12 protein-coding genes are annotated in these 12,973 nt (G+C 58.6%); 7 read left to right on the top strand and 5 right to left on the bottom strand.

All coding sequences use genetic code 11. The annotated features are described in order from the left end of the window. Positions 1-219 precede the first annotated feature (219 nt). From HBH25_RS11115 to HBH25_RS11145, 7 genes are all read left to right on the top strand, one after another. Positions 220-1,602 (top strand): OprD family porin, encoded by a 1,383-nt coding sequence (locus HBH25_RS11115; RefSeq protein WP_168083982.1) that lies wholly within the window; start codon positions 220-222, stop codon positions 1,600-1,602. A gap of 75 nt (positions 1,603-1,677) precedes the next feature. Then, the gene (locus HBH25_RS11120; RefSeq protein ID WP_168083983.1) at positions 1,678-3,273 is read left to right on the top strand and encodes an ABC transporter substrate-binding protein; all 1,596 of its coding nucleotides are present in this window, start codon (positions 1,678-1,680) and stop codon (positions 3,271-3,273) included. A gap of 106 nt (positions 3,274-3,379) precedes the next feature. After that, positions 3,380-4,390 (top strand): ABC transporter permease subunit, encoded by a 1,011-nt coding sequence (locus HBH25_RS11125; RefSeq protein ID WP_168083984.1) that lies wholly within the window; start codon positions 3,380-3,382, stop codon positions 4,388-4,390. A 10-nt stretch (positions 4,391-4,400) separates the two neighbouring features. Next, positions 4,401-5,312, top strand: coding sequence for an ABC transporter permease subunit (locus HBH25_RS11130; protein ID WP_168083985.1), 912 nt, complete (start codon positions 4,401-4,403; stop codon positions 5,310-5,312). Positions 5,313-5,322: 10 nt separating this feature from the next. Continuing rightward, positions 5,323-6,291 carry an ABC transporter ATP-binding protein gene (locus tag HBH25_RS11135; protein WP_168083986.1) on the top strand — a complete coding sequence of 323 codons (969 nt, stop codon included), beginning with the start codon at positions 5,323-5,325 and terminating at the stop codon, positions 6,289-6,291. Continuing rightward, positions 6,291-7,262 (top strand): peptide ABC transporter ATP-binding protein, encoded by a 972-nt coding sequence (locus HBH25_RS11140; RefSeq protein WP_168083987.1) that lies wholly within the window; start codon positions 6,291-6,293, stop codon positions 7,260-7,262. Before HBH25_RS11135 ends, HBH25_RS11140 begins: the two co-directional genes overlap by 1 nt. 80 nt (positions 7,263-7,342) lie before the next feature. Beyond that, the gene (locus HBH25_RS11145; RefSeq protein ID WP_168083988.1) at positions 7,343-8,185 is read left to right on the top strand and encodes an MBL fold metallo-hydrolase; all 843 of its coding nucleotides are present in this window, start codon (positions 7,343-7,345) and stop codon (positions 8,183-8,185) included. A gap of 645 nt (positions 8,186-8,830) precedes the next feature. Here the strand turns inward: HBH25_RS11145 and HBH25_RS11150 are convergent. The 5 genes from HBH25_RS11150 to HBH25_RS11170 all read right to left on the bottom strand — a co-directional run bounded on the left by HBH25_RS11150 (position 8,831) and on the right by HBH25_RS11170 (position 12,809). Further along, positions 8,831-9,769, bottom strand: a complete 939-nt coding sequence (locus HBH25_RS11150) for a hypothetical protein (protein WP_168083989.1) — start codon at positions 9,767-9,769, stop codon at positions 8,831-8,833. Positions 9,770-9,996: 227 nt separating this feature from the next. After that, the gene (locus HBH25_RS11155) at positions 9,997-10,323 is read right to left on the bottom strand and encodes an EthD family reductase (RefSeq protein ID WP_168083990.1); all 327 of its coding nucleotides are present in this window, start codon (positions 10,321-10,323) and stop codon (positions 9,997-9,999) included. Positions 10,324-10,380: 57 nt separating this feature from the next. Next, positions 10,381-11,970, bottom strand: coding sequence for a peptide chain release factor 3 (locus tag HBH25_RS11160; protein WP_168083991.1), 1,590 nt, complete (start codon positions 11,968-11,970; stop codon positions 10,381-10,383). A gap of 142 nt (positions 11,971-12,112) precedes the next feature. Then, a complete protein-coding gene (locus HBH25_RS11165) occupies positions 12,113-12,445 on the bottom strand; it encodes a helix-turn-helix domain-containing protein (RefSeq protein WP_168083992.1) in 333 nt (110 codons plus the stop codon). Next, on the bottom strand, positions 12,438-12,809 hold the full coding sequence (locus HBH25_RS11170; RefSeq protein ID WP_324616888.1) for a type II toxin-antitoxin system RelE/ParE family toxin: 372 nt from the start codon (positions 12,807-12,809) through the stop codon (positions 12,438-12,440). Before HBH25_RS11170 ends, HBH25_RS11165 begins: the two co-directional genes overlap by 8 nt. Positions 12,810-12,973 lie beyond the last annotated feature (164 nt).

Raw genomic sequence — 12,973 nt, forward strand, 5'->3', positions numbered from 1 at the left:
CCTCCGTGATCCCCTTACCCTTGGGCCGCCGGCCTGCCTGCCCTTATCAGGCAGGGCCAGCTGACGGCGCCTTGGGAAAGGGAACCCCTGCCTGCCATAACGTCCGCACAACGCTAAGGCTTGCCAGGTTTAAGCACTGCAGTACCCCTTAACGCAACACAAAAAGAAATGACCGGGGCACCGCCACCGGAAACAAAGAAGTCAGGAGCTACCACTGTTATGAAAACTACCCAGCGCACATTGCTCGCCATTGCAATCGGCAGCCTCAGCACCGTGGCCATGGCTGAACCGGCGAGCCAGGAATTTGTGCCTATCACTGTGAAAAGCACCAATGCCCAAAGCGAAGCCACCGGTTTTGTGGAAGGTCAGTCGTTGTCTGGCACTACCCGTAACTTCTTCGCCAAGGAGCAGTTCAAGCGCGGGGGGGGTATCAACTTCCAGAAGGGTGATGGTTCCACCGAGCGCACTACTCGCCGTGACACCTGGACCCAAGGCACCATCGTCAACTACACCTCCGGCTTTACCCAAGGCACCGTTGGCTTTGCTGTGGAAGGCGCGCTGTACAACGAAATTGCCTTGGAACAGGGGCGTGCCCGCATTGCAGGTGGCAGCAACCGTACTTTGGCCGATCACGATGGTGATGCGGTCGACCAGTGGAGCAAATTGGGCTTGGGTAACATCAAGGCCCGCTACTCTAATACCGTACTGACCGCCGGCCGCCAGACCCTCAACACCCCCATGGTCGCGACCATCGGTAACCGCGCCCTGCCTTCCAGCTTTGAAGGGCTGAGCCTGCACAGCGCGGAGCTCGAAAACCTGACCTTCGACGCCGGGACCTTCGACCGCGTATCACCACGAACCGAGCAGAGCCTTACCAAGTTCGTCAGTGAATACGGCGACCGCTCCGTCACGGCCGACCACGTGAGTACGCTTGGCGCCGTCTACAAGCCCTTCAAGAGCGTAGAAGCCAGCCTGTACGCCACGCGAGTCGAGGACTTGTGGAACCAGTACTACTTTGGCCTGACCCATGAACTGGGCGATGCCGATGTGCTTGCGCTGACCACCAGCCTTAACTACTACAAAACCAAAGACGAAGGCGCCAGCAAGCTGGGTGACATCGACAACAACACCTACAGCTTGAGCTTCACGGGTACCCATGGCGCCCATAGCCTTACCTTGGCCTACCAGGAAGTGGACGGTAACGAATACTTCGACTACCTGCACGAAACCAACGGCATCTTCCTGGCCAACTCCCTGCTGTCGGACTTCAACGGTCCGAACGAGAAGTCCTTCCAGGTCGCCTATGGCTTGAACATGGCCGAGTATGGCGTGCCAGGCCTCAAGTTCAACATCTACACCGCTCGCGGCTGGGATATCGACGGCCGCAAATACAAAGGTGGTGGGTACGATGGGGTTCAAAGCATGGCCGATGAGCATCATTATGAATATGGTGTAGGCACGTCATACGCTGTACAGAGCGGGCCGCTGAAAGCCACTACCATACGCGCCACCTACACCACTCACCGTGCAAGCGAAAACCAGGTTGACGGCAGCCTTAACGAACTGCGCCTAGTTACCACTGTCCCCTTCAACATCCTGTAAACCACAGCAAGCCCGCCTGGCGAGGTACACCCTGGCCTGGCGGGCTATGTTGCATCTGATAGCGAGAGGTTTCCCATGAAGCGCACCCCTTTGCGCATGGCCATCGGCGCGGCATTGCTAGGCCTTACGGCACTGGCCTCTGCCAAACCCCTGGTGGTCTGCACTGAAGCCAGCCCTGAAGGCTTCGACATCGTTCAATACACCGCAGCTACCACAGCGGATGCGGCTTCGGAAACGGTGTTCAACCGCCTGGTGGACTTCACACCTGGCAGCACCGACATCGAGCCAGGGCTGGCCGAGCGCTGGGACATCTCTGAAGACGGCAAGACCTACACCTTCCACCTGCGCCAAGGCGTGAAATTCCAGACCACAGACTACTTCAAGCCTACGCGCACACTCACGGCTGACGATGTGGTGTGGAGCTTCCAGCGCCAACTGGACCCCAAGCACCCGTGGCATGAAAAGTCGCCTATGGGCTACCCCTATTTCGAAGCCATGGGGTTCAAGGACCTGCTCAAGAACGTGAGCAAGGTGGACGATGCCACTGTGGCATTCGAACTGAACCACCCTGAAGCGCCTTTCCTGCGGGACCTGGCCATGGGCTTCAGCTCGATCTATTCGGCCGAATACGCCGACCAATTGCTCAAGGCGGGCAAGACCGGCGACCTGAACACCAAGCCGGTTGGTACGGGACCGTTCATCCTTACCCGCTACAACAAGGACGCACAAATCCGGTATAAGGCCAACCCGGGCTATTACAAAGGCAAGCCGCCAGCCGACCCGCTGGTGTTCGCCATTACCGTAGACAGCAACGTGCGTTTGCAGAAGCTCAAGGCCAATGAGTGCCAAGTAGCGGTATACCCCAAGCCAGACGACATCAAGGCCCTGAAGGCCGACCCCAATGTGCGTGTGGATGAGCTTGAAGCCTTGGTGGTGAGCTACCTGGCCATGAACACCTCGCATAAATACCTTAGCGACGTGCGGGTGCGGGAAGCCATTTCACTGGCACTGGACAAGAACAACCTGGTGAAGACGCTGTTCGGCGAGGGCAATGCGACCATTGGTACCGGCCCTTACCCATCGACGCTGCTAGGTTTCAACTCTAAAATCACCAACCCCGCGCCAGACCTGGACAAGGCACGGGCGCTGCTCAAGGAAGCCGGTGTGCCCGAAGGCACTACGCTCACGGTGTTCACCCGCAACGGTGGCGGCGTGACCAACCCCAACCCGGCGCTGTCGGCACAGCTGCTGCAAGCGGACCTGGCCAAGGTAGGCCTGAAAGCCGACATTCGCATCATGGAATGGGGCGAAATGGTCAAGCGCGCCAAGATGGGCGAGCATGACTTGGTGTTCTATGGCTGGGCTGGCGACAACGGCGACCCGGACAACTTCGTAACGCCCAACCTGAGCTGCGATGCAGCCAAGAGTGGGGAAAACGCGGCACGCTGGTGCAGTGCGGCGTTCGACAAGCTGATTGTCCAAGCAAGGGCCGAGACGGAACCGGCCAAACGGGCTGCGCTGTATGAGCAGGCCCAGGAGATTTTCCACAAGGACCAACCCTGGATCAGCCTGGCGTATCCAAAGCTGTTCGTGGCATTGCGTAACTCGGTCGAAGGCTTCCATATCAGCCCGATGACCAATAACAACTTTGCCACTACCCAGGTGAAGTAAAAAACTGACCTGCCGCGGCCCTATCCAGGCCAGCGGCGGGCTCCGAGGCGCCAGGGGTACCCTCCTGGCGCCTCGGCCGTACTGGCCGATGAGGTATGACCCTGAAATGTTGAGCTTTATTGCCCGCCGAGTGGGATTGCTGATCCCCACCTTCTTCGGCATCACCCTGCTGACGTTCGCGTTGATACGCCTTATCCCCGGAGACCCGGTGGAAGTGATGATGGGAGAACGCCGCGTCGATCCCCAGATGCACGCCGAGGCCATGGAACGGCTGGGGCTGAACAAGCCGCTGTACGTGCAATACGGTAACTACATAGCCCAACTGGCCCATGGTGACCTGGGGCAGTCCTTGCGCACGCGTGAAAGCGTGTGGACCGAATTCACTTCCCTGTTCCCCGCTACCCTGGAGCTGTCCATCGCTGCGCTGATCTTCGCCGGCATCCTGGGCTTGCTGGCCGGGGTGATCGCCGCACTGCGACGAGGCTCACTGTTCGACCATGGCGTAATGGGCATTTCCCTCGCCGGGTATTCGATGCCGATTTTCTGGTGGGGCCTGATCCTCATCATGTTCTTCTCGGTCAGCCTGGGCTGGACGCCTGTGTCCGGGCGGATCGACCTGCTGTATGACATTCCGCCGAAAACCGGCTTCATGCTGATCGACACCCTGTTCACCGATGACGAAGGCGCCTGGATGGATGCCCTGCGGCACCTCATTCTGCCCGCCATCGTGCTGGGGACGATTCCCTTGGCGGTGATCGCGCGCATGACGCGCTCCTCCATGCTGGAAGTGCTGCGCGAGGATTACATTCGTACCGCACGGGCCAAGGGCCTATCGCCTGCCCGTGTGGTGTTCGTACACGGCCTGCGCAATGCTTTGATCCCTGTACTGACCGTGTTCGGGCTGCAAGTGGGCACATTGCTGGCGGGCGCGGTACTGACCGAGACCATCTTCTCCTGGCCGGGCGTGGGCAAGTGGCTGATCGAAGCCATTGGCGCCCGTGACTACCCCGTGGTGCAGAACGGCATTCTGTTGATTGCCTGCCTGATCATTCTGGTCAACTTCGTCGTGGATATTCTCTACGGCCTGGCCAACCCACGCATCCGTCACCAGCGCTGAGATCTTCACCATGACTACTCAAGTTCAACCCGTGGCAGCGGATCAAAGCCTGCTGTACCCCTCGCCCTTCAAGGAATTCTGGAAGGCCTTCGCCCGTAACAAAGGCGCCGTCGCCGGCCTGATGTTCATGATCCTGGTGGTGTTCTGCGCCCTGTTCGCCCCTTGGGTCGCCCCTTTCGACCCGAGCGAGCAGTTCCGTGACGCACTGCTCACCCCACCGTCGTGGGCCGACGGTGGCCAGGCACGTTACCTGCTGGGCACCGATGAACTGGGCCGGGACCTGTTGTCGCGCTTGATTCACGGTGCGCGCCTGTCGCTGCTGATCGGCTTGTCGTCGGTGGTGATGTCGCTGATTCCCGGCATCCTGATGGGCCTGGTGGCTGGGTTCTTCCCACGCATCCTTGGGCCCTCGATCATGCGCCTGATGGACATCATGCTGGCCCTTCCCTCGCTGCTGCTGGCTGTGGCCATCGTGGCTATCCTGGGTGCCGGCCTGATCAACACGGTGATTGCCATCGCCGTGGTCTCGCTGCCCTCCTACGTTCGCCTTACCCGCGCTGCAGTCATGGGCGAGTTGAACCGCGACTACGTCACCGCCGCCAAGCTGGCCGGTGCCAGCCTGCCACGCCTGATGTTCGTGACCGTGCTGCCCAACTGCCTGGCGCCCTTGATCGTACAAGCCACCTTAAGCTTCTCCTCAGCCATTCTCGACGCCGCCGCGCTGGGCTTCCTGGGCCTGGGCGTGCAACCGCCTACGCCTGAGTGGGGCACCATGCTCGCTTCGGCACGGGACTACATCGAGCGCGCCTGGTGGGTGGTGAGCCTTCCCGGCTTGACCATTCTGCTCAGCGTGCTGGCAATCAACCTGATGGGCGACGGCCTGCGCGATGCGCTGGACCCGAAACTCAAGAACGCGATTTGAGGAAGCCTCCATGTCATTGCTCGAAATCAAGAACCTGAGCGTACGCTTCGGCGACGCCAGTGCAGTGCCTGTGGTAGACGGCCTGGACCTGACCGTGGACCGCGGGCAGGTATTGGCCATCGTGGGCGAGTCCGGGTCGGGTAAATCCGTCACCATGATGGCCCTGATGGGCCTGGTGGAAGCCCCTGGCATTGTAAGCGCCGACGCCCTGCGCTTCGACGGCCACGACATGCTCAAGTTGAGCAAGCGCCAGCGCCGCCAAGTCGTGGGCAAGGACCTGGCCATGATTTTCCAGGACCCGATGACCGCCTTGAACCCTAGCTACACCGTAGGGTTTCAGATTGAAGAAGTGCTGCGCGCCCACTTGGGCCTCTCGGGCCGGGCGGCCCGTGCTCGGGCACTGGAGCTGCTGCAAAAGGTAGAGATTCCTGCTGCGGCCAGCCGCCTGGATGCCTACCCGCACCAACTGTCTGGCGGCATGAGCCAGCGCGTGGCAATTGCCATGGCCATCGCAGCCGAACCTAAGCTGCTGATTGCCGACGAACCTACTACCGCCCTGGACGTGACTATTCAGGCGCAGATCATGGAGCTGCTACTGGCGCTGCAGAAGGACCAGGACATGGGCCTGATCCTGATCACCCATGACTTGGCCGTGGTCGCTGAAACCGCCCAGCGCGTGTGTGTAATGTACGCCGGGCAAGCTGTAGAGGTGGGGCATGTACCCCAGTTGTTCGACGCGCCTGCTCACCCCTACAGCGAAGCGCTGTTGGCGGCGATCCCGGAGCACAGCGAAGGGGCCGAACGGCTGTCGACACTCCCTGGCATCGTGCCAGGCCGTTACGACCGCCCGCAGGGTTGCCTGCTGTCCCCCCGCTGCCCCTACGTTCAAGAGAACTGCCGGGTACAACGCCCTGCTCTGGACCCCAAGGCTCAGAGCCTGGCCCGTTGCTTCTATCCGCGTAACCAGGAGGTGGCGTAATGAGCGTCGTCCTTACCGCTCGCGAGCTTACTCGCCACTATGACGTCTCCCAGGGGGTGTTCAAACCCCATGCCACCGTGCGCGCCCTCAACGGCGTGTCATTTGAACTTGAAGCCGGGAAAACCCTGGCGGTGGTGGGTGAATCCGGTTGCGGCAAGTCCACCTTGGCGCGCCAGCTCACCCTGATCGAGGAGCCTAGCTCCGGCTCGTTGAAAATTGCCGGCCAGGAAGTGGCAGGCGCGACCAAAGAGCAGCGCAAGCAACTGCGCCGTGACGTGCAGATGGTGTTCCAGAGCCCTTATGCCTCCTTGAACCCTCGCCAGAAAATCGGTGACCAGTTGGGTGAGCCGCTGCTGATCAACACCAGCTTGTCCAAGGCCGAGCGCCGTGAAAAAGTGCAGGCGATGATGCAGCAGGTGGGGCTTCGCCCGGAGCATTACCAGCGCTACCCCCACATGTTCTCCGGTGGTCAGCGCCAGCGGATCGCCTTGGCGCGGGCGATGATGCTCCAGCCCAAGGTATTGGTGGCAGACGAACCTACCTCAGCGTTGGACGTGTCTATCCAGGCCCAGGTGCTCAACCTGTTCATGGACCTGCAGCAGCAGTACCAGACCGCCTACGTGTTCATTTCCCACAACCTGGCGGTCGTGCGCCATGTGGCCGATGACGTGCTGGTGATGTACCTGGGCCGGCCAGCAGAAATGGGCCCCAAGGAGGACCTGTACCATAACCCGCTGCACCCCTACACCCAGGCCTTGCTGTCGGCGACACCTACTATCAAGCCCAACTCGGACAAGCCTCGCATCAAGATCGCAGGCGAGCTGCCGAACCCGCTCAATCCGCCATCCGGCTGCGCTTTCCACAAGCGTTGCCCGTATGCCACGGAGAAATGCGTGACGGATGTGCCAGCCTTCCGCCCGGTCGGCACTCGCCAGGTGGCTTGCCACTATGCCGAGCAATTTTTGAAGTAACCCGCTCCGCTGATCGCCGCAAGGGATCAGCTGTACGTCCGTGGCAGTCGTCCGTATATCGTTCCAGAACGGAGACTGCCATGCGCGTCCATCACTTGAACTGCGGCTGCATGTGCCCCTTGGGGGGCGCATTGTTCGATGGCTTCAGCCGCGGGCTTACCGCCTGCCTTGTTTGCCACTGTTTGTTGATTGAAACCGACACTGATGGGCTCGTGCTTGTCGACACCGGCTTTGGCACAGGCGATGTGGCCCATCCCGGACGGCGCCTCAGTACGTTTTTCCGCTATTTCAACAACATTCAGCTGGAACGGCGTTATACCGCGCTGGAACAGGTACGGCAGCTAGGCTTTGCGCCTGAAGATGTGCGGCATATCGTGCTTACCCATCTCGATTTTGATCATGCTGGCGGCCTTGATGACTTTCCTGGCGCCACGGTACATGTACTGCAAAAGGAAATGGACGCCGCTCAAACGGCTGCAGGCTGGCGTGACGTCCGACGTTTCAGGGCACAGCAATGGGGCAATGTGAAGAACTGGGCGTTCTACGCCCCGCAAGGTGAACACTGGAATGGCTTTGACGCTGTTCGTGCAATGGCAGGGACAAGCAATACCGATATCCTCTTGGTTCCACTGGCTGGTCATACGCCCGGCCATGCAGGTGTGGCAGTACGTACCTCTGAGAATTGGCTCTTACACGCCGGCGATGCTTATTTTTATCGAGGAGAAATTGGTGCTACACAACGCCACTGCACCCCAGGGCTACGCTTTTACCAGCGGATGATGGATTACGATCACGCGCAGCGCATAGAGAACCAGAACCGCTTGCGTACGCTGTCACTGACTGACAAGCGTATAAGCATATTTTGCAGCCATGATGCGAAAGAATTAGAGCATGCTCGAGCGTCTCTTCCGAGCGCTGTATAGGCGCATACAACTGGTTTTTTATGTGGAAAAAGTTCGATCTCAACAAGCATAACGCTAGTAATACTCAGCCTTGAGGCAATAACAGCAAAAACCTGAGTAAGGTCTGTTACCTGGGCGTTTACAGATAATCACCATCTTTTCCGTTGCTTGTCTTGGTACCGCTTTTACTGGAACGAAAGCCGGCAAGGTTGCAAGAGTTTGATGCCGGTAAATCAGTAGCCACTTGCGGATCACGTTGGCATTGATGCAGTGATGGATGGCTACGCTGGAAATCATCGCTTCAGGTTGCAGGCATTCCTGGACGACCTGGGCTTTGAACGGTTTGGGTTAAGCGCTGCGTTGGCGCACGGAAATCCTGGCAATAAGGGTGATCGCGTCCGCTTAAAAATACCCGGACACTATCGACCTAAATACTGGAGTTCGGTAGGTGTGTTCGACATCCGCTTACCAGGCATCAGCTTGCGAATACGCTTGAACCCTAAATAAAAAAACGCCGTAACCTCAGGGCTACGGCGTTTTTTAAGCTTCGCGACTCAGTGCACAAACAGCGCGATCAGGATAATGATCGGGATTGGGATGCCAAGGAACCACAGCAGAATGGAGCGCATAATGTTTCTCCTAGTTTGGGTTCAGTAACCGCTCGAATCAACGAACAGGCACAGTAGTGGTCTGGGTAGCGTGACGCTCTTCGATCCAGCGAGCGTTATCGCGCTGACGGCCACCGGCCAGTGCAGCCAGGCTTGCCGCGAATGCACCGCACAGCAGGGTCACGAAGGTCCACAGGGCAGCCCAGGCAGCGGCTTTGGCAGCAGCATCGGCAGCTTGTCTAGCAGCCAGCTTGGCGTCATCAACAGCCTTGCGGGCTTGCGCATACACTTGGTCTACACGGGCTTCGGCTTCTGCCTGGCTCAGGTTGGTACGCTGTGCGACCAGTTGAGCAAGGTAGGTACGGTCATCAGCGTTCAGGCTGCCGTCGCCGGCCATAGCCTTGGACAAGATGCGGTTGGCCACGCCATTCACTGCATCATTGCTCACCGACGCTGGGCCGTTGCTGCGGAACAGGGTATCGGTGAAATAATCCATGGGGTTACCGCCATTGGCGTTTGCAGCGGCACCGCCGGCTGCACTACCCACCATGCTCGCTGCGCCCGACGCAACGCTTGCACCGGCTTGAGCGCCTGCACCCGCGATATTGCCAGCGGTACCCACGATCAAAGCGGTGCTCACCAGCGTGGCAACAGCCCACGACAGGAAACCATGGGCGGTATCACGGAAGTAGACCTCATCCCCATGCAGATTGGCCCACTTAACCCGCAGGCGACCCGCGATGTAACCACCCAGGCCAGAGGCCAGAATGGCCGTCACCAGCAGCCACAGGATGCTGGAAATACCGATCGCCTTGGCGCTTGCGCCCTGGTCTGCCCACGGTGAGGTCGCGGAGAAGCCCAGGCCTGCGCCTGCAACAACGAGAATCAAGGTAAGCGCTGCAGCACCAGCAGCACCGGCGAAGATGGCACCCCAGGAGACGCCAGAGCGGTTTGGTCCGTCAGAGACGGCGGATGTGTAGTCGGCAGTGGTGATCATTTGGTGAGGCCTTTTTTAGTTAGCAATAAGTCCGTCGCCTTAATCTATTGCACTGTGCGTGCCAGCCTCCAAAATTAGGAAACCTGTTTAAAAACATAGATATAGGCTGGAATGCTATTAAAAGGCCTCATGCAAAATGCCAGATCGCTTTGTCGGCACTCTGGCGTTATGCAACATCTGGCAACGTTTAGGTAGCTACAAAGTACCCGTAGTGGGCCACCGCGCTTTCAAGCGGAACGCGTATCTACCAACACTTCACTTACCTGAGTAATGGGGGTGAGGTTGGTGAAATTGGGGACATCGGCACTCAGTTCCTGCCCATGGGAACCCATGCCCGCACTCAGTGCTTCCAGCGAATCGAAGTACAACGTGCAATGGGTGATGTAGGGAGGGGTGCTATCAGGCTCTCCACCCGCTACACCTTTGTCCACGCTGTAAGACAGCAGGCTTGCGCCCAGCCGATCGCTTACCAGCGTCATGTGCTTATTAAGGTAGTAGTCGTAATCGAAGGTGGCGTTGGCAGCGTAAGGGTAAAGCACGGAAACCTTGATCATGCTGGGGGCCTTTTCAAAAAGAAGAAGCGCCCCAGCATAGGCCTAATGCGCCACAGGTCAATGATGCTCGCGTGTGGCGCGGAATTTCACATCAGGCCAACGCTCTTCCATCACCGACAGGTTCACCCGCGTAGGCGCCAGGTAGGTCAGGTGGCCGCCGCCATCGATGGCCAGGTTCTCCATAGCCTTGACTTCGAAGTCTTCCAGCTTCTTTTTGTCATCGCAGGCAATCCAGCGGGCCGACCACACGGTGATGGGCTCGTAGGCACATTCCACTTTGTATTCCTCCTTGAGCCGGCTGGCGACCACGTCGAACTGCAGCACACCCACCGCACCGAGAATGATGTCGTTGCTGCGCTGTGGGAAGAACACCTGGGTAGCGCCCTCCTCTGCCAACTGCTGCAAACCCTGGCGCAGTTGCTTGGACTTGAGCGGGTCTTTAAGGCGAACGCGCCGGAACAGCTCTGGTGCGAAGTGCGGGATACCTGTGAAGCCCAGGCTCTCACCTTCGCTAAAGGTGTCGCCGATCTGAATGGTGCCGTGGTTGTGCAGCCCAATGATATCGCCTGCAAAGGCTTCCACCAGTTGCTCGCGCTCGGAGGAGAAGAAGGTCAGCGCGTCGCCTACCCGCATGTCTTTGCCGGTACGCACGTGGCGCATTTTCATGCCTTGGTCGTAACGGCCCGAGCAGATGCGCATGAAGGCAATACGGTCGCGGTGCTTGGGGTCCATGTTCGCCTGGATCTTGAACACGAAACCGGTGAATTTTTCTTCCACAGGCTCCACAGTGCGCTCATGCGCCACACGCGCCAATGGGCACGGGGCCCAATCGACCACCGCATCCAAAACGTGGTCCACACCGAAGTTGCCAAGGGCTGTACCGAAGAACACCGGTGTGAGCTGGCCGTTCATGAACTCGTCCTGGTCGAACGGGTGGCAGGCGCCCTGCACCAGTTCCAGCTGATCCACGAAACGGTCGTACTCGTCACCCAGGTGGGCACGGGCTTCGTCCGAATCCAGCTGCTGGATGATCTTCACCTCTGTGCGCTCATGGCCATGGCCTGGGGTGTAGACGATGATGTAGTCGCCTTCCAGGTGGTACACGCCCTTGAAATCCCGATAGCAACCGATGGGCCAGGTGATAGGCGCGGCCTTGATTTTCAGCACGGCCTCGATCTCGTCCAGCAGCTCGATGGGGTCGCGGATGTCACGGTCCAGCTTGTTGATGAAGCTGACAATAGGCGTGTCCCGCAGACGGCACACGTCCATCAGGGCAATGGTGCGTGGTTCAACGCCTTTACCGCCGTCCAGCACCATCAGGGCCGAGTCCACCGCCGTAAGGGTACGGTAGGTGTCTTCAGAGAAGTCTTCGTGGCCGGGGGTGTCGAGCAGGTTGATCATGTGCTCGCGGTAAGGGAACTGCATCACGGACGTGGTGATGGAAATACCCCGTTGCTTTTCCATTTCCATCCAGTCGGATGTTGCATGGCGGTCGGATTTACGCGACTTCACCGTACCGGCCACCGCAATCGCCTTGCCCATCAGCAACAGCTTTTCAGTGATGGTGGTTTTACCGGCGTCGGGGTGGGAAATAATTGCGAAGGTGCGGCGTGCATTGACTTCGTTGACAATCTTGCTATCAGACATCGCTTAAAATCTCGATTGCGCGCATATGAGTACGCACAGCTAAAAATACCTTTGACCGGCTTCATGCTGCCAATCCAGAAGACATGCATTGTAATACAGCGCAGCCTGCACACGGCATGCGGGAGGTAGGCGCAACACCAGATCAGCTATTGCAGTCCGTGTTCAAATCACGAAAGCCTTCCAGCTTTACCGGGCTGCGGCCGGGTAAATGTGCTACCAGCTCCAAGGTTCCGCCAAGCGCTTCCACATAATTACGCAGCGTAGAGATCAGCATGTCCGTGCGCTTTTCGACTTTTGAGACATTTGCCTGCTTCATGTCCAGAAGGCCTGCCATGGTCTCTTGCGTCAGGTTCAGCTCCTTACGCAGCGCTTGCAACGTAAGCTGCTCCTGAATAAGCGCATCAGCCCGCTGCGCAACCTTCTGGCGCCGTGTGGCCGAAAGCGTGCCCATCACTTGGTCAAGCGACTTAGCCATTACTGACCTCCTGTTTCGAAGACGCAAGGTGCCGGTCAAACCGTACATCAGCGGTTTTGATCAAGACCTTATAAAACCTTTTTTCACTACTGCCCGACTTATCGCCCCCTATCAGGACAACCGCTTTGCGATCGGGATCGAATGCAAACGCTATGCGCCATACGCCATTATCTGCCTTGAAACGTAGCTCCTTCATGTTGGCATGCTTTGACCCTTTTAAAGTATCCACGTGTGGCCTACCCAGGTCAGGCCCGAAGCGCTCAAGTACCTTGAGCTGAGCCAGCAGCTCATCCTGAACGACCTCTGCCATGGAGGCAAAATCCACGTCGAACTCATCGCAGAATTCGATGAACCACTTCGTCACAAGATATACCTTTAAGTGACTATTTCGTCAAGCACACAAGCAGGTTTCTGACGCTGCCAAAAGCCTGCTGGGTCGTTGAAAACCACCCCGGGAGCTGATCAAAAAAGGGCACAGATTATAGCTCAGTTCGAACGCCGTGCCGAGCCGCCGGGCACATGGCGGGT

The sequence above is a fragment of the Pseudomonas quercus genome, from assembly GCF_012033695.1.
In the GTDB taxonomy this organism is placed as follows: Bacteria; Pseudomonadota; Gammaproteobacteria; order Pseudomonadales; family Pseudomonadaceae; genus Aquipseudomonas; species Aquipseudomonas quercus.